General features: G+C 44.8%; 17 protein-coding genes. 6 read left to right on the plus strand and 11 right to left on the minus strand.

Features of this window, described 5'->3' with window-relative positions; translation table 11 throughout:
• Positions 1-337 precede the first annotated feature (337 nt).
• The 6 genes from ACS8E3_RS04895 to ACS8E3_RS04920 all read right to left on the minus strand — a co-directional run bounded on the left by ACS8E3_RS04895 (position 338) and on the right by ACS8E3_RS04920 (position 5,046).
• Positions 338-1,246 carry a hypothetical protein gene (locus tag ACS8E3_RS04895; protein ID WP_439241835.1) on the minus strand — a complete coding sequence of 303 codons (909 nt, stop codon included), beginning with the start codon at positions 1,244-1,246 and terminating at the stop codon, positions 338-340.
• Between the two features lie 57 nt (positions 1,247-1,303).
• A complete protein-coding gene (locus tag ACS8E3_RS04900) occupies positions 1,304-1,807 on the minus strand; it encodes a YbjQ family protein (protein ID WP_439241837.1) in 504 nt (167 codons plus the stop codon).
• 78 nt (positions 1,808-1,885) lie between these two features.
• Positions 1,886-2,359 carry a YbjQ family protein gene (locus ACS8E3_RS04905; protein WP_439241839.1) on the minus strand — a complete coding sequence of 158 codons (474 nt, stop codon included), beginning with the start codon at positions 2,357-2,359 and terminating at the stop codon, positions 1,886-1,888.
• A gap of 72 nt (positions 2,360-2,431) precedes the next feature.
• Positions 2,432-2,992 carry a UPF0149 family protein gene (locus ACS8E3_RS04910; RefSeq protein WP_439241841.1) on the minus strand — a complete coding sequence of 187 codons (561 nt, stop codon included), beginning with the start codon at positions 2,990-2,992 and terminating at the stop codon, positions 2,432-2,434.
• A gap of 156 nt (positions 2,993-3,148) precedes the next feature.
• Positions 3,149-3,394 carry a PA3496 family putative envelope integrity protein gene (locus ACS8E3_RS04915; RefSeq protein ID WP_439241843.1) on the minus strand — a complete coding sequence of 82 codons (246 nt, stop codon included), beginning with the start codon at positions 3,392-3,394 and terminating at the stop codon, positions 3,149-3,151.
• A 140-nt stretch (positions 3,395-3,534) separates the two neighbouring features.
• Positions 3,535-5,046, minus strand: coding sequence for a hypothetical protein (locus ACS8E3_RS04920; protein WP_439241845.1), 1,512 nt, complete (start codon positions 5,044-5,046; stop codon positions 3,535-3,537).
• 403 nt (positions 5,047-5,449) lie between these two features.
• Here ACS8E3_RS04920 and serB point away from each other — a divergent pair, with 403 nt between their 5' ends.
• The 6 genes from serB to hemJ all read left to right on the plus strand — a co-directional run bounded on the left by serB (position 5,450) and on the right by hemJ (position 11,009).
• A complete protein-coding gene (serB, locus tag ACS8E3_RS04925; RefSeq protein ID WP_439241847.1) occupies positions 5,450-6,682 on the plus strand; it encodes a phosphoserine phosphatase SerB in 1,233 nt (410 codons plus the stop codon).
• 179 nt (positions 6,683-6,861) lie between these two features.
• The gene (locus tag ACS8E3_RS04930; protein WP_439241849.1) at positions 6,862-7,860 is read left to right on the plus strand and encodes a DUF368 domain-containing protein; all 999 of its coding nucleotides are present in this window, start codon (positions 6,862-6,864) and stop codon (positions 7,858-7,860) included.
• Between the two features lie 142 nt (positions 7,861-8,002).
• On the plus strand, positions 8,003-8,404 hold the full coding sequence (aciT, locus tag ACS8E3_RS04935) for an AciT family ciprofloxacin tolerance protein (protein WP_439241851.1): 402 nt from the start codon (positions 8,003-8,005) through the stop codon (positions 8,402-8,404).
• A gap of 267 nt (positions 8,405-8,671) precedes the next feature.
• Positions 8,672-9,178: an SCP2 sterol-binding domain-containing protein gene (locus ACS8E3_RS04940; RefSeq protein WP_439241853.1), complete on the plus strand. Its 507-nt coding sequence runs from the start codon at positions 8,672-8,674 to the stop codon at positions 9,176-9,178.
• A gap of 145 nt (positions 9,179-9,323) precedes the next feature.
• Positions 9,324-10,505, plus strand: coding sequence for a biotin synthase BioB (bioB, locus tag ACS8E3_RS04945; RefSeq protein ID WP_439241855.1), 1,182 nt, complete (start codon positions 9,324-9,326; stop codon positions 10,503-10,505).
• Positions 10,506-10,574: 69 nt separating this feature from the next.
• Positions 10,575-11,009, plus strand: coding sequence for a protoporphyrinogen oxidase HemJ (hemJ, locus tag ACS8E3_RS04950; RefSeq protein ID WP_439241857.1), 435 nt, complete (start codon positions 10,575-10,577; stop codon positions 11,007-11,009).
• A gap of 96 nt (positions 11,010-11,105) precedes the next feature.
• Here hemJ and ACS8E3_RS04955 read toward each other — a convergent pair whose 3' ends face one another.
• The 5 genes from ACS8E3_RS04955 to ACS8E3_RS04975 form a co-directional block, all read right to left on the minus strand.
• Positions 11,106-11,837, minus strand: a complete 732-nt coding sequence (locus tag ACS8E3_RS04955; protein ID WP_439241859.1) for a hypothetical protein — start codon at positions 11,835-11,837, stop codon at positions 11,106-11,108.
• Positions 11,838-12,167: 330 nt separating this feature from the next.
• Positions 12,168-12,665 (minus strand): hypothetical protein, encoded by a 498-nt coding sequence (locus tag ACS8E3_RS04960; protein WP_439241861.1) that lies wholly within the window; start codon positions 12,663-12,665, stop codon positions 12,168-12,170.
• Between the two features lie 90 nt (positions 12,666-12,755).
• Entirely contained in the window at positions 12,756-13,472 is a 717-nt protein-coding gene (gene rph / locus ACS8E3_RS04965) for a ribonuclease PH (RefSeq protein ID WP_439241863.1), read from the minus strand.
• Positions 13,473-13,632: 160 nt separating this feature from the next.
• On the minus strand, positions 13,633-15,384 hold the full coding sequence (locus ACS8E3_RS04970) for an AMP-binding protein (protein ID WP_439241865.1): 1,752 nt from the start codon (positions 15,382-15,384) through the stop codon (positions 13,633-13,635).
• 279 nt (positions 15,385-15,663) lie between these two features.
• Complete coding sequence (locus ACS8E3_RS04975; RefSeq protein WP_439241867.1) at positions 15,664-17,391, minus strand: AMP-binding protein; 1,728 nt, start codon at positions 17,389-17,391, stop codon at positions 15,664-15,666.
• Positions 17,392-17,674: the final 283 nt, after the last annotated feature.

A 17,674-nucleotide genomic window follows, 5' to 3' on the forward strand; every position in this document is an offset into this window, starting at 1 on the left:
ATTTTACTAAGGCTATCAACGATTACTGCTGATATTTTCACTGTACCTTTAGGCTACTACCGCAATGGTTCGCTACAAATTTCACCGTTTTTATCGAATGCTAGTAGCCGTAATAAAACCCTCTAAACGAACCATAAAAATAAAGACGGCAAATTAGTATAGCGAGGTTATCTCGTTATCAACTATGCTAATTGCACTACTCTCCAGTCAACATTGGGCTTTTGTGTTTGAATTAAGGCTAGTATCGCTGCTAATAACATAGCAATAAAAGTGGCTAAGCATTTCTTATACTTTGCCTCTTATCAGTCTCGTGTACTCCTTTAAGAGGCTGAGCCAGTTAATCTTCTATTAAAATTTGGTTTTCTAAATAATCGGCGGCTACCTCATTAAAATAAGTACAATTGACACTACTGCTATCAGCACCTGTATATTGGCGATAACCGTCGACAATATAATCAGCGGTATAAACACTACCATCAATCTCTACAGCTGCTTCATAGCCCACCTCACCTTTATAGTTGCTAGGGTCTACTAATCGTATGGCACGGTGTTGATTGTCTTCACCAACTTGTACTATTTCATAATCATACTGATTTGAGTTTATGGCATTAGCTTGGTCTAGCCACTCCTCGATAGTATTTTCATTAAAAAATGCGAATCCAACTTTAAAGACAGGAAAGCTTACCTTCTCAACACTCTCGGTATAACAAATTGAGTTAGCTGGAAACTGGGCGTTATTGAGCTCATAAAGCGATAGCGGGGTAAAAAATCGTTCTTCGTCGGCTGTAGTTATACCCGATATATCGTATGCTTTTAAACTAGGGGTAAGCGTTAATGACTTATTATTTGTCAAAGAATCTAAAGTGTATGAGTAGGAGGTAGGCGTTAACACCTTCAATGTCTGACTAATAAGCGCCTTAAACTCTTCATCAGTAGCTTCAAATGCTCGGTAATAGTTGGACGCAATATAAGTATAAGGAAATGATAAATTAGGGCTATTATTAACGCCTTTAAAGATCTTAGACGTGGTTTGAATTTGTCCATCACGAAGGACTATATCTGAGCGCTCTGAGTATGCTAAACCCTCGCTAAAGCCAAGCGCTATCTTTGAATACGCTATTTCAGTAGCGTGATCGTCTGGTTTATCAGGCGCTATTACCGTGTTAAAGGACGAATCATCGTCACCACAAGCGACAAGCCCTATAGAGGCGCCCAAAAGTACACTAAATGCCAATATATTTTTCATAAGGGATACCTAAGAGGTAGTAAAGGAAGGGTGGTTTAAACGAGTTTGAAACCTTGTTTACAGCGAACTAGTAGATGGTGGTAGCGAGGTTTGAGAATTGTCAAAGCTAATGACCGCGGTGCCATAAGCGATAGCTTCGACCATACTGCCAAGCTGGTTGATGTTACTGACTTCAAGCCGCAGCCCATAGATATGATTGCAGCCTTTGCTATGCGCTTGCGCGCGCATACGCACGAGCGCTTCACGGCGAGCGCGATCCAGCAAAGTCTCGTACGTGGTGAGGTTTTTGCCAAATAAGCTAAGCACTTTGGCGATAACCATCTTAAAGTAGTCTTGAGCGATGACAACGCTGCCTAATACCAGCTCCCCTTCGCTATTAGGCGCAAGTTTAGGACGATAAAAACGCTCGCTTGAAACGATAATATGGCTCAGCTCTTTTTCTGCTACCGATAAACGACCTAAATGCTGACGCTCATGACGCGCACCAAAGAACCACCCTACTATAAATAAAATAATGAGCGGTGCATAGTTGATCAACATCTGCGTTAAAGAGTTATTCATAACCCGTCTCTAGTGATAAAAAGGTCTAAGCGCTTAACGGCTTGATTTAGCGGTATGGTTTAGCTTGGTGAAAAGGCACTACTCACCAAAAGGATTAAATCGAGGCAAGTCATCTGCTGGAGGGTTGGCAGACGTTGGCTGCTCCTGATTATTAGAAGCTTGGTTATTAGGAGTCTGATAAGACTGATAACCAGTATCGCTAGGATACTGATTTGGTAATGGCTGCTCTGCGGGTACTGCCTTGACCGCCGTGCCATAGACAAAAAGCTCAGAGGCTCCTTGGGCGATACTAGAAGTCGAAAAACGCAGGCCTACGATAGCATCGGCTCCTATAGCCTCTGCTTTGACTACCATACGATCTATCGCTTCTTGTCGCGACTCCTCTAACAGCTCAGTATAAGCCGTCAGCTCGCCGCCAACGATGTTTTTTAGACCTGCAAATAGATCTTTACCGACATGCTTTGAGCGTACGGTACTGCCATAGACGACATCTAAGCGCTCAGTAATACGATAGCCGGGTAAGTGCTCAATATTGGAGAGTTGCACGCTCATGGTATGGCCCTGTTAGTCATTGACTCATTAAAAACATCTATGCAGTGTTGATGTATTGCTTGTGACTCGAAATTAATCGTCGGTATGAAATAACAAAAATAGCTCAGTCAAGTTACCTTCAATACTGTTAGCCATTTGTGCCATTTTATTGTCATCACTGCGCATTTGTACCAGCTCCTCATCCTCATCATCGATGCCGCTGAATACGACCATAGGCAAAGTTAAGACAGCGACATCCTCAGCAGTCTCTTCGTTCTCAAACCAGTCCTCAGCGTCATCAGCATACATCGCATCGACAAATCCTATCGACCAAGCGACGATATCTGACTCTTCAGAGAAGTCCATCGCAGTGTCTTCATGCTCTGTATCTTCATCAAATGGTAGCTCGATTGGCTGCTCATTTTTGAGCTCAGCAAGGATAGCCTGACGCCACCGTTTTACGCCATCTACCACGTTTTCTGGTAGTTTGTCAGCTTGACCTTCGAATAGTGACTCTAACCAATTTGGCAGGGGGCGACCGATCACCGTAGCAGTCAAAAACCCATGGGTAGCGATACTATCGAGCACATATAGGCTCTCTTGATTGTCCAAAAAATCTAGTAATTGATCAAAGCTCAATGGGTCGCTACTCATGAGGCGCTTCCTTATTGTTAGGTTGGCAAATTTTAAGACTACTTTTAGATTAGGATGTACTAGATTGGGATGTGTTAGCTTAACACGATTAGCAAATATATTATTTCAGCTAAGTGTGTTGCCCTTTTTGGCAAAAGGGCATAAGGACGTTGAGAGCTAGAGCTCTTCGTCATCATCCCAGTCGGCATCCCAATCGTCATCGAGATCATCGTCATTATCATCTGCTAAGTCGTCTTTTAAGGCTTTTGCTAGACGCTTTTCTTCTAATAAATTATCAATGAGACGACGCTTCTCTAAACTGCTAAGGCGCGTACGTACACTAGTCTCTGCCTCTTCTACCATCTTTGCATCATCGTCATCGGCAAATTCATCATTAAAATCATCAATATCAGGATCACTCATGACAAACTCCTATTATTTGTACCAAAAATTCAAAATCATTCACTTTATATATGCCTTATAAAGTCTCTAAAGGGTCTTGTCAATGCTTTTCGTCATTAAGCGCATTTTATCTTCATAACGCTCTCTATTATCTAAGCTATTTAGGCTTCACTTTCTGTCATTAGCACTGAGTTGCGCACATCGGCTAAGCGCTGCATCATAGCATCATTCCCCCCGTCAAATATCGCGCATTCACGCTCATAGACGGTGGTTGGGCGCTTAACACTTTGTACCTGCACGTAGCTACCGATTTGTTTTAGGCCCGCGTGAGGTAATAATATAAGCATTTGCTCTTTTTTTCCGACGCTGGCGAGCAGTTGGGTCATTGCCTCCACTTGCGCTTCATCACTAACGCCTATTTTGGCCGGTAGCGCGAAGCGAGACAGCTCAATATGCTTATCATGGATAATCTTATTGAGCATCAAATACAGCTTGCCTAGCATCACTCCTGCTAGCGCCACTTTTGCGTGGCTATTATCTGCTTTAAGCACCGCTAAGGCGCCATTTTCATCAAAATACGGCTTATTGACCGCGCTAATGCCCAATAATAAAGGCTGTTTTAGCAGTTCAGTCAAGGCTTGTTGCAGTAGCTGTGTGCACAAGGCTAGATAAGGCATACGCGTTTCTGGCGCCAAGCGCTCGAGCATATTGTACTCATCATGAAAGGTGATATGTACACTTATCGTCTCAAGGGTGCGAGAAGAGGACAGTCTAGAGCTCTGCGGAGCAGGCTTAGCAGCATGATATCCTGGGGCGCTCACGCTATCGGTTGTGCTATTTTCGGTGGCATCAGTTTCGCGCTCCGCTTGCGCTATAGCCGCACTCATGGTGGTCTGCTCAGCGCCGTCATTACCTTGAGCGGCACTGTGATTGTCAGCTGAGTGATTATCGGCTGACTGCTGGGATTTAAGATAAGCGTTCAACTCACTATGAATCGTTGCCGTATTGACTGGGGCGGCTTTGGTATCCATTGGCGCACCGGCGCTGTCTTGAGGCGCTGCTTGCGCGCTAGCATCAGTCTCGCTCTGCTGACTGATCTCCTCGGGATAACGACTATGAGCCTGCGCTCGGCGCGCATATTGCTCACGATGCACATCTTCTATGTCTTGGCTTAGCGCGCTGATCTGCTCTTTTGTCGGCCGTGCAACATAGCTATAAACCAGTAACAGCAGCAAATGCAAAATCATCGAGCCAATCACAAAGGGCCACTGCATAGTGATAATCTCACCCTTGCTGATATCCTTTAGGGTTAGCGCCACGCTACCGATAACCGCATCGCCATTAGTCGCTATTTGGCTAATAGTATTGCCTTGTTGCATAGGCGCATTGCCTACGGGCACTAGCACCTCATCGTTATTATCCTTAATAACCAGTCGCGTGACGTCTTGCTCACTCGTATAGCGATTGGCAATAACGCTCAGGCTGACACGGTCTTGGTTTTCTAAAGATAAGCGAGCCTCATCGATAAGCTGAGCGACCATCTGCTCGCCTTTTAGCTGACGGCTGTTACTTAATTGCTGATCAGTACTAATGACTAACAGTAAGGTTTGCAAACAAAAACTGATCAAGATAATGATGGCAAACAATCCTTGCCGCGGCGCTAAATAAGTCATGGTAGAGTAAACTTTTTTATAAGAAAGAGTGAAAAACGACACTATCGATCGTTTTTGGGAAAATCATATTGTCAATTAGCGGCTAACTGCTCTATAGATAAGCTAACTTGTGCTTGGCAAGCGAGTTTTATCGCTGAACGCTAACACGCTTAATAGCTACTATATCATCATCATGGCTATCATAGTTTATGCCTATAATAAATTTAATACTCTAAGGTTTAAGCCTAAGTATTCACTAATCCTGCTGTCGGCAGTTTAGAGAATTATCTAGCGCAAGCAGTCACTTTGCGTCTGCCATGACGCTTTTCGCTTGCTAGATAGTTTGTGCCTCACATATAGGCTTAGCGTACTAAAGCTGTTATTATTCCTAATCTTATCTGCGCATACAAGGGACAATTTAGCCATGCCAAAAAATACGCCTTACTCGTTACCAAAAGACAGCAAAGCATGGCAACAAGCCGTCGATTCTGTTGCCGCGCTGCTGCCTAGTGGCACTAGCTTGACTGACTTTGATGCTTTGCAATCGCTACCCGTCTTTGCTTTGATTGTGGTGCTCCCCGCCCATGTGCCAGCGCTAGATATTCATAACTATGTGCAATCTTGGGTTGATGAGCAGCCAAACTGGCATTTGGTCACGGTAGCCGAGGATGCTGAGGCAAGCTTTATTGAAATTGATGTTAATATTGCTACGAGCGACTCAGCTGCTACTGACCATACACACGCCAACAACCAAGCGGCCTTTGTCCCCGCACAAGTGTTCCGCTATCTGCTAGTACCCGTGACTAATGCCTTAATGCATCCGGCCAAGAAGGTGGCCGCTGCGCACATTATCGACGATCAGTTGACTACCCGTCTGCGTCATGATTTGGCTAAGCACTATACTGATTATCAAAGCACTGATAATACAGTCAATCCGAGCCTAGATAGCGATAATTTAGTCGACTGTCATATCTTGTCTATCGGTCATATGCTACGCACGCATAAGCTAGCTTGTTTTGACATGGACTCCACTCTCATTGAGCAAGAGGTCATCGTTGAGCTGGCCAAAACCGCAGGCATCGGTGCAGAAGTTGAAGCGATTACTGAAGCCGCTATGCGCGGTGAGATTGATTTTGATGAATCCTTTGTCAGACGGGTGGCTTTACTCGAAGGCATTCCAACGACGGCGCTCGATGAGATCTGTGCGCGTCTGACGATCTCTACCGGCGCTCGTACCACTATCACCGCGTTAAAAGCCTTGGGCTATCATACCGTATTAGTCTCGGGCGGCTTTACTTACTTTGCCGATTATATCGCTGAACAATTAGGCATCGATGAAGTGCATGCCAATTTTTTGGATATAGAAGAAGGCGAAGTCACGGGGCATATTCAACTGCCTATAGTCAATGGCGATAAAAAGGCAGCGATCGTCAAACATACCGCTGAGCACTTAGGTATCGAGATGTCGCAAGTGGTCTGCGTGGGTGATGGCGCTAATGACTTACCGATGATGGCGCTTGCCGATTTAGGAGTCGCCTATAATGCCAAGCCTATCGTCCAAGCTCGCGCTGACGCCGCGGTCAATGTCACCGGACTAGAAGGCGTACTTTATGCGCTTGGCTATCCCGAATTAACGCCGGCTTCCCCAGTCAGCTAAGCATAAAATGCGACAAACTCCTTTATCGTCCGTTAAGCTAATCACGCTGGGCTAATATTATTGCCTTAGCTCAGCGCTATTAGCGTTTTGGTAGACCACAGTACCTCGGACGCTAAAGGTTGCGCCTGTAAGCTTATAAATCCTCTCTAACTGTTTCATTGTTATAAGGAATGTCAATAATGACATCACCCTCACCGCGGCCAGATGCGCCGCCCGTTCATCAACCTAACACCTCCTCCCTTAGTAAGTCAGATCACTCTAAACAGTACATTGGTGTCTACATAAAAGGTATGGCAATGGGCGCCGCTGATATCGTACCAGGAGTGTCTGGCGGTACTATTGCTTTGATCGCGGGTATTTATCAGCGTCTTATTAACGCGCTTGGTAGTATTGGCCCTAGCCTGTGGCAAGTGTTTCGTACTGATGGTGGCATAAAAGGCTTGCTTGCGGTTTGGCGACAAGTCGATGCGACTTTTTTATTGTTCTTGCTATTAGGTATCGTTACTAGCTTTGCCACTTTAGCCGGGATGATTAAGTACTTATTGGATAATCAGCCTTTGCTAATTTGGTCGTTTTTCTTTGGCTTAGTTATCGCCACCGTAGTGATATTACTGAGCGAGATCAAACGCTGGACGGCTGCGCGCGCAAGCTTGTTTATCGCAGGATTGCTCGTTGCGGTCGTCATCAGTAATTTACCAATATCCTCAGCCACTCCAAGCTTGCCATATTTATTTTTTGCCGGAGCGATTGCCATTTGTGCGATGATTCTGCCCGGTATTTCAGGCTCGTTTATCCTATTGCTCATGGGCGCTTATGATGCCGTGTTAGAAGCGGTAGACACTTTTAATTTGACGGTTATTTTTACCTTAATGGCAGGAATGCTGACGGGGTTGCTATTTTTTACCCGTCTGCTCAAGTGGCTATTATCAAAGTATTATCAAGCGACTTTGGCTTTGCTAACAGGCTTTATCGCCGGCTCCTTAGTCAAGGTTTGGCCGTGGAAAGTGGATGCGCTCGGTACGCTCAATAGCGATGCGATTCATAATGTCGCGCCTTGGCACTACCCTACTGGCGCGCAGTGGCTGACAACTTTGGGGCTGATGCTACTAGGCGCGGTTCTAGTATCACTACTGTCTTTGTGGGGATATCAAAGTCAGCGAGCGCGCTCGAATTATTAGCCATGAGTGATAAACAATAAAGATCGATAGCCTAAAAAAAGAGACGTCAACTGTTGTCGCAACCACGCTTTTCTCACTTTAGCTTTTGCCCTTTTGCTTTCATAATAGGTCATTGGAATTCACCTTATGAATAGCGAGATGAATGATGTTATCAACTGTATTTTCTATAGCCAGTGTTGAGACCTTAAGTGTGACTGGCAATGCGAGCGCTTTGTTGGGTTATGGTTTATTAGCCAGTCTCATAGTCGCGATTGTCCTCTCTTCGCAGCGCTGGCTGCTATGGTATGTATTGGGCGGCGTCGCCTATTGGTTAGCTGTTGAGATGATGCATAGTGGACTGATGCTCTGGACATCGCTCTCAGATTGGCATGGATATGTGGCAGCGATGGGGATCAGTTGGCTGCCCTTATTTGCTTGGGTGCTGTATCGCGCCCTACGCTACGAGGACGTCAGTCAAGCGATGGAGCAAGAGCGCGCACTCGCGGCAGCGCGTTATGTGGAACACTCGCCTATTTATGACGATTACCAGCCGCGCTTCGAGTGATACTCCTTTAGTTTGTACTTCAAAAATGCGCGACTCTCCGGCGCATTTTTTATTGTCTTAAAAGTAGCCATCACACCCAAAGAAGCTACAACTCAAAACACAGGAGCTGCAGTAGATAATAATGAGCTATTGTTACACGATACTTAACGGTCTCTACGCAACTACTAATGAATTGCTTTGCACGCATAAGTTATCATTTGAGTATATGCTTATAGTCATAATTACTATAAAGTACGCTTTATTTTACTGACCCTTAGGAGTCTTATTATGTTTACTGTTCCTGTTTTAGATATCAAGTCTGATCCATTAGATGTATTGCTCGCAGTTGTCGGCTACCGCTTATCCATGCTTGCTGATAGTGATAATGAAGAGTTTCAACAGCTACTAGCTGATCGTCAGGTGGTGATAGAAATCGCTAGTGAAGAAGCAGACATTGCTCGTCACTTTAGTTTCGATAACGGTCAATTTGAACAAAAAAGCGGCTCTGCTGAAAAAGCGGATCTGACGATCAAATTCAAGGATTCCATGACGGGCGTAAGATTATTAACGAAAGGTAGCTTGCCAGCCTTTATGACGGCGGTACAAGAAGGTAATCTCAGCATTGATGGTGATTATAGCCTAATGATGTGGTTCAATAAGCTTGCTAAGCACATCGTGCCTGCTATCCCAGAAGAGTGTGAGCCTTATATCACTAAAGCTAAACCTTACGCTTATAAAGCCCAGCAGTTTGCGGAGCATTGGGTAGGCGTCGCTAAACATAAGCTAGGCAAATAATTTTTGCCAAATAGCGACTGAGTAGCTTTATTTCCTCGCGTTAAGTATTTTAATTAGGGTTACGGTATACTAGATACCGTAACTTTTTTTATGACCTAAGGTTTGTGTTTTGGTCTGACGTTCTATAGAAATTAAAGGATTAATTATGGCAGGATTACTTAGTATCTCAGAGCCTAATGCAGTTAATGATAAAGCAGATGATACCAGCAGTTTTGTACCTTCTACCTTCGTACATTCTGCTAAATCAGCCGCTGCTCTAGCAACCGACGCCACCCAGAATCAGACTCGCCCTTTTGCTCATAAGCATAGTCGTACACAGATAGCAGAACTCTTTGATTTGCCACTTATGGATCTATTGTTGCAAGCGCAAAGCGTTCATAGAGAGAACTTTACTGCTAATGAGGTGCAAATTAGCACTTTACTATCTATTAAGACCGGCAACTGCCCTGAGGATTGTGGCTACTGCTCGCAGTCTGGCCATCACCGTGATAAGACCCAATTACAAGCCGAAAAACGCTTAGCAGTAGATAAAGTACTTGCCGCTGCCAAACGCGCCAAAGCTAGCGGATCATCCAGGTTTTGTATGGGAGCGGCTTGGAAGCATCCTAGTAATAAAGATATGCCTTATGTGATTGAGCTTATAAAGGAAGTCAAAGCGTTAGGGCTTGAGACTTGTATGACCTTGGGAATGCTCGATTCAGAGCAGGCAAGTCAATTAGCCGATGCTGGGCTTGATTACTACAATCATAACCTCGATACTTCTAGAAATTATTACGATCAAGTCGTTAGTACCCGCAGCTATGATGACAGACTAGACACCATTAGCCATGTCCGTAATTCAGGTATCCATGTCTGTAGCGGTAACATCGTTGGTATGGGAGAGAGCCGAGACGATCGCATTGATTGGGTGCATGAGCTGTTAAAGATGCCAAAAGCGCCAGAATCTATCCCTGTCAATTTATTAGTGCCTATCAAAGGCACACCGCTCGGTGATAAGGTGTTAAGCGAGGGCGAGCTCTCGGTACTGGAGTGGATTCGTACGATTGCGGTGACGCGTATCTGCTGTCCGACAAGCTATGTGCGCCTGTCAGCAGGGCGTGAGAGCTTATCTGATGCCGAGCAAGCATTGGCGTTTATGGCGGGCGCTAATTCATTTTTTTATGGCGACAAGCTGCTAACCACAGGTAATGCCAGCCAAGCCAATGACAACCGATTGATGCAAGAGCTGGGCTTAACCGCGCAGATAGCAGCGCCTAAAGCCCCAAAAGTCGTTGCTGTTTTTGATGCGGCAAGCGGTCAGCAGTCAGAAGTATTGCTTACTGAATAAGCCGCTTTGCCCTAGTAAAAACCCTTATAGAGCATTATAGATAAGCGTATTGAAAATAGAGAGTAAGTTATGGCAGATTATTTTAACTGGATTAAAGCGGCGCATATTATATCTATGGTTTGCTGGTTTGCCGCGATATTCTACTTACCGCGCTTGTTTGTTTATCATGCCATGAGTGATGATCTTGTCAGCCAAGAACGTTTTATCGTAATGGAGCGCAAACTGTACCGCGGCATCATGACCCCATCGATGATTGCCACTTGGATATTTGGTTTATGGATGGTGGGATTGGGTTGGGAGGTTTATAAGACTCAGGGCTGGTTACACGTTAAAATAATGTTAGTCATTTTGCTCTCAGCTTATCATGGCGCTTGCGGCTTTTATCGTAAAAAACTGGTTGATAATCCGCAGTATAAGTCGCATGTTTTCTGGCGTTGGTTCAATGAAGTGCCGGTACTTGGCTTAGTAATTATTGTTATCTTAGTGGTCGTTAAGCCCTTCTAGAGCGCTCACTATTGGCTATCATTAAAAAGCGTTCACAGCTTATACAGCTATGGACGCTTTTTTACGCGTATTCATTAAGAGTGTCTGTAATTGCAGCTAAATAGTTGGACGCATGATCTGATAGACATTACTGAGATCATAAACCTTATAGCGCGCAGGCTCGCGGCGGTTTTCACCAGCGTAGCTAAGCATTAATGCTTGCTTAGCGGACTCATCGACCCAGCCAACAAACAGACCACTGTGCTCGACGCCGTTATAGCCATGATTAATATAATACAGCCAGTCGCCCGCTTGTATCTCGTGACTCGCGGCATACGGGCCTTGTCGATAGACGCCTTTATGCACGGTATCGCGAGTCACCCCTGCTCTCTTAAATACTACATTTAGATAGTCCCAGCAGCCGCCTTGAATGATGGCGCGCTCATTGAGCGCCATAGTGCGTGCGGTACTAATGACCTCGCGCGCAGCCGTACTACTTTGGCTTTCAGCTTGGCTCAATATTGGCAAGTATTCACTATCTACATTATCATAACTGCCGGATAAAAACGCAGGCAAGACTTGTGGCTGATAAGAGGTTTGCGGATATTGATAAAGGCTATCGCTACGAGTAGCATTAGCCCGCTTAATGGTAGAGCGAGTACTCACTGTAGCAGTTGGCACTGTCGAATACGAAGGCGTATATCGGGCACTGGCCTGCGCTGACTTTTGCGCAATAAGTGCGCTCATACTATCCGCATGAGCTTGGCCTGCCATTGCTATCCACAACGCTGCCATTAAGCATGACGCGCCAGCTAAGTATACATTTGAGCAAACCGAAAAACGCGACATGACCCACTCCCTGTCAACATAGTCATTGTACTTATAATAGTAAATATCTAATAATAAACATCAAGCCGTAATGGTTTGATACCGCTTAGGTAAAGCGAATAACTTCAGTTATAAACTATTTATATAGGAATCTGCAAGTATTATCAGTGCAATATTACCGACAAAGAGTAATAAAAGCTAGATAAGCGGTATTATGATCTATTGAGGGAGGGTGTAATAAAAAAGACAGCTGAAAATGAAAATATAGACGAGCTTTTTCACTGTCATCTATAAATATAAAGTAAAAAGAAAGCGGCTAAGTATTTAGTTGATATAAAGAGAAACAAAGCTTTAATCTGAGCTATCCTGCATCTTAATATTGACGTGACGTTTGCTCAGCGTTTGACCTTGCAAGATTGCTTGCGCCGCTTTAGCTTCTTCTACGCTATCAAAGCCGCTAATATGGTATTTGCGGTTATCGTTAGCATCTAAAATCTGGATTTGTTCACCGAATAGCGTGATCTTATCACCTTCGCTGAGCTGAATAGAATTGCGCTTGCCATTGCTATCATGAACCAATTCGCCTGCGCGCACCCACAGTACACCACTGCTGATAACGCCGCTGAGCTGTTTTTTACGCTGCTGGCGCTGTCTATTAAAGAAAAAGCTACCAATAATGAGCAGAGCAAGGGCACCGATAGAAAGGCGCTCCGGCAATAAGCTCATCGCCATCGCCACACCAATCGCCCCTATCAATAGTGCCGAGCCAAACCAAAACAGCCCATTGTCACCAGTAGGCGGCTGTCCTTGTAAGCTAATCTTGGCACCATCATCAGTCAACTTAAGCATAGAGACAACCTGTCACAGAATAATAAAACAACTCGTGTTTGGCCCGTAGCTAGAAGATAACTAGCATAACCCGCTAGCTAATTAGATACCTTACCAGCCTAACGCTGTTTTTTGTAGATCGACCAGCTCGCTGATGCCTTTTTCGGCTAGCGCCAACATATCGTCCGCTTGCGCGCGGGTAAATGGCTTATCCTCAGCAGTGCCTTGCAGCTCAATAAACTCACCTTTTTGCGTCATCACCACGTTTAGATCGGTATCGCAATTAGAGTCCTCTTCATAATTGAGATCTAGATACGCCTGACCGTCCTTCATACCGACTGACACTGCAGCGACCAAACCAATGAGCGGATCCGCTTTGAGCTTTTTGCTTTTTTGTAGGCTCTCTAACGCATCGATCAATGCGACTGCCGCACCGGTGACACTTGCCGTACGCGTCCCACCATCCGCTTGCAGCACATCACAATCAAGATAGATAGTGTTTTCGCCCAGCTTGCTAAGATCGATCATCGCGCGCAAGCTACGACCGATTAGACGCTGAATCTCTTGGGTACGACCCGACTGCTTACCGCGCGCCGCTTCGCGCTGGTTACGGGTATTGGTCGCGCGTGGCAGCATACCATATTCGGCAGTCACCCAGCCTTTGCCTTTACCTTTTAGCCAGCGCGGTACACCGGATTCGACACTGGCGGTACAGAGCACTTTGGTATCGCCGAAGCTAACCAACACCGAGCCTTCAGCATGTTTGGTATAGTGACGCTCAAAGCTGATTGAACGAAGTTGGTCAAGCTCACGGTTATCATTACGCATATAGTATCCTAAGGTAGAGTTACGATAAGGGTATAAAATCCCTTATAAAATATAGAAGATATCCTAACGTGGCAGCGCGCTAATAGCAAGATTGGCGCGTTGCCGTACGGCTCTATGAGCAATTCGGGTTTAATGAATGCCAAACAGCAGAACATGCCGTTTATTCTAAACCTTCCATTTTACGTAACTCTTTACGTAAGATTTTGCCGACGTTGGACTTTGGCAGCTCATCAACGAACTGTACATGGCGAGGACGCTTGTAGCCGGTCAGTTGTTTTTTACCAAAATCAATTAGCTCTTGTTCGGTGACATTGCCTTTTTTTACCACAAAAATCTTTGGATCTTCGCCGCGCTCGTCATTAGGAATGCCGATAGCTCCGACTTCTTTCACCGCAGCGTGCTCGCTCATTGCCTCTTCAATCTCGTTTGGATACACGTTAAAGCCTGAGACCAATATCATATCTTTTTTGCGATCAACGATTTTGATAAAGCCTTTTTCATCCATAATGCCGATGTCGCCGGTTTTCAAATAACCGTTTTTGGTAAAGGTTTCTGCGGTCTCATCAGGACGGTTTTGATAGCCTATCATCACCTGCGGTCCTTTCACACAGATCTCGCCGCGCTCACCGATGGCTACCTCATTGTCATCATCATCGATAAGAACAATGTCGGTATTGGAGGCAGGAATACCTATCTTACCGGTGAATTTGGCAATAGTCATTGGATTGAAAGCTACTACTGGTGAGGTTTCAGACAGGCCATAGCCTTCTACAATAGGTAAGCCTGTGACTTTATGCCATTCTTTAGCAACGCTTGGGAGTACAGACATGCCGCCGCCGATAGCTGCTTTTAGATTAGAGAAATCTAGTTTTGCAAAATCATCGTGATGCACAAGGCCGTTGAATAAAGTATTGACGGCGGGGATAAAGGAAGGCTTATATTTATCCATCTCTTTAATCAAGCCGTCGAGATCACGCGGATTAGGAATCAGTAAGCCCGTATAGCCTTGGTACATACCGTACATGCCGCAGACCATAAACGAGAAGACATGATACAGCGGCAACGCAGTCAAAATCACATCATCGCTATTGGCGTCATCCTCAAAAGCACTATTCATCAGTACACTGATCTGTAGCATATTGGCGACTAAGTTACCGTGCGATAGCATTGCGCCTTTGGCCACGCCAGTTGTGCCACCAGTATATTGCAGCAGCGCCACATCGCTTAGATTGAGATTAGGGCGCTGATATTTGCTAGCGGATACGGAATTTAGCGCTTGCTTAAATGAGGTACTGTTGGGCAGGTTATAAGAAGGAATCATTTTTTTGATGTGGCGGGCGACTAAGTTAACGACTACTCCTTTGACCGCTCCGAGCATATCACCCAATTTACAGACGATAACATGCTTAACTTGACCTTTATCCTCAGCTTCTTGATAAGTCTTAGCGAAGTTCTCAACGATGAATAACGCTTTGGCGCCGCTGTCATGCAACTGATGCGACAGCTCACGGCTAGTATAAAGAGGATTGACGTTGACTAAGATCATGCCCGCGCGAATGATGCCAAGCGCCACAATAGGATACTGCAAAATATTAGGCATCATCACGCCGACTTTATCGCCTTTTTTGAGACCAAGGGACTGTAAATAACTGGCGATCTGGCGACTATAGAGATCGAGCTGCTGGTAGCTGATTGATGCGCCCATACAGATATAAGCGCTCTTTTTACCATAGCGGCGAAAGTTGCGCTCAAAAACATCAAGCAGTGAAGTATCGTCTTCTGGCATGTCAATAGTAGCATCGATGTCATAACGCTCATAAGCATTGAGCCAAGGTCTATCACTAGGTATGTTCGGTATCGTCGGAAATTCATTTTGGATGGCGGGCGATGAAGCCTTGTTATTCTCAGTCATAAATGGTCCTAAATGAGTCAATTTAAGGTAGTATTTAGAATGTCATTATTAAAAAGCACTCTTTATTTAGTAAAATTACAGGATTCTAGTGCTAGCGACTATAGCATTTTTGCTAAAAATTCTCTATCGCTAAGCAAAACCCTGCGATACAAAAAAAGTGGCACAAAAAAAGATAAGGCAGCTCGTGGCCACCTTATCTCTATTTGCTAATATCAGACATTTAATATCTGAAATTTTTAACCTGGTTTGAATAGTAGCTTATCACTCGCTAAATTTAACTTAAGCGTTGTTTTTGGCTTCCATATCACGCAAATCTTTATGCAAAATCTTGCCTACGTTAGACTTTGGTAGCTCATCGATGAACTCAACATAACGCGGGCGCTTATAGCCAGTAAGGTTATCTTGGCTATATTTCAATACTTCTTCTTTGGTTAAGCTGTCGTCTTGACGCACCACAAAGATCTTTGGCACCTCACCGCTCTCGCCATTATCGATACCGATGACGCCGCACTCAACGATTTTAGGATGACCTGACATCACCTCTTCAACTTCAGTCGGATAAACGTTGAAACCTGAAACTAAGATCATATTCTTTTTGCGATCCACAATCGTCACGTAACCATCCTCACCCATGATACCGATATCACCGGTTAAGAAATAACCATCATCAGTCATGACCTCAGCGGTGGCCTCTTTACGCTGCCAATAGCCTTTCATTACCTGCGGGCCTCGCACCCCAATCTCACCGCGCTCGCCTAGCGCGACTTCATTACCTTCATCATCGATAATGGCGATTTCAGTACCCGGCATAGGCACACCGATAGTTCCAGTAAAGGTGGTGCTATTGATTGGGTTCGCCGTTGATACTGGAGAGGTCTCCGACAGACCATAGCCTTGCAGGATAATGTTGCCGGTCACTTGACGCCATTTTTCAGCGGTTGAGCTTAGTACTGCCATACCGCCGCCCATAGAGACGAGCAGTTTGCTATGATCCATGGCTTTGAATTTCTCATTGATGGCAAGCGCGTTAAATAAGGTATTGACCGCCGGGAAGAACGAAGGCGGATTGGCTTCATAAGCTTTCATCAGGCTATCTAAGTCACGTGGGTTTGGCACTAATAGACCAATACAACCGCGATAAATACCGAACATGCCGCAGACCGTAAAGGAGAAAATATGATACAGCGGCAGGGCGGTCATAATAACAGGCTGCTCGCCGCGCTTATCAAACTCATCAAAGGCGCTTCCCAAGAAAGTATTACTTTGCACTAAGTTGGCAATTAAGTTTCTATGGGTGAGCATAGCGCCTTTAGCGACTCCAGTTGTACCACCTGTATATTGCAGTACAGCGATATCGCTCATAGTAATATCATCTGGACGCTTATACTTACGGGCTGGACTCTTTTTCAGCATGTTTTTGAAGCTGATGCTATTACGAATATTGTAATCAGGGACCATCTTTTTGACATGGCGTACGACCGTATTGACCATAAAGCCTTTAAGCGCGCCCATCATATCGCCCATACCAGTGATGACGACATTATCAACGACGTCACGGCCGATATCTTGGTAAGTTTTGGCGAAGTTTTCGACCATGATTAGCGCTTTGGCGTCTGAATCTGTCAGCTGATGCTCAAGCTCTGAGGTGGTGTATAGAGGGTTGACGTTAACTAAGGTGAGGCCTGCGCGTAGCACACCGATAACGGTAACGGGAAGCTGTAAGATGTTCGGCATCATGACGGCTACTTTGTCGCCTTTCGTCAGCCCTAGCGACTGCAGATAAACAGCGACTTGCTTGCTATATTCATCTACTTCTTGGAAGGTAATAGAAGAGCCCATGCAAATAAAAGCTGTTCTACTACTAAAATCGACGAAGCTCTTTTCGACGATATCGATAAGTGAGCTGTTTTCAGGCGGCATTTTGATATCATAAGTCAGCCCGAGATCTTCATAAGTCTTTAGCCAAACAGGGTTATTATTACGGGTTGAGTTTACTTGATTTTCCATAATCTTCTTGCTCCTAATAAAATAGTAAAGGGTAAAATAATTGATTGGACACCCGCGTAACCCTTAACATACACACTTTGTACAGACTACTCAATATAAAAGAATGTTACTTGCGTGTGCAAACTGACTTGACGGTTACTATTTTAATCAAAAGTATTCGTTATTAGTTAGATAAAGAGTACTGCATCGATGAAAGCAGTAATAATATTTACCAAACTAAAGTCTTCCTATTCAACCATCCTTGAAATTGCTCACGAATAATAACGCTAGCTTTCGGTAATCG

Origin of the sequence: Psychrobacter sp. 2Y5, from assembly GCF_051847375.1 — a bacterium.
Classification (GTDB): domain Bacteria; phylum Pseudomonadota; class Gammaproteobacteria; order Pseudomonadales; family Moraxellaceae; genus Psychrobacter.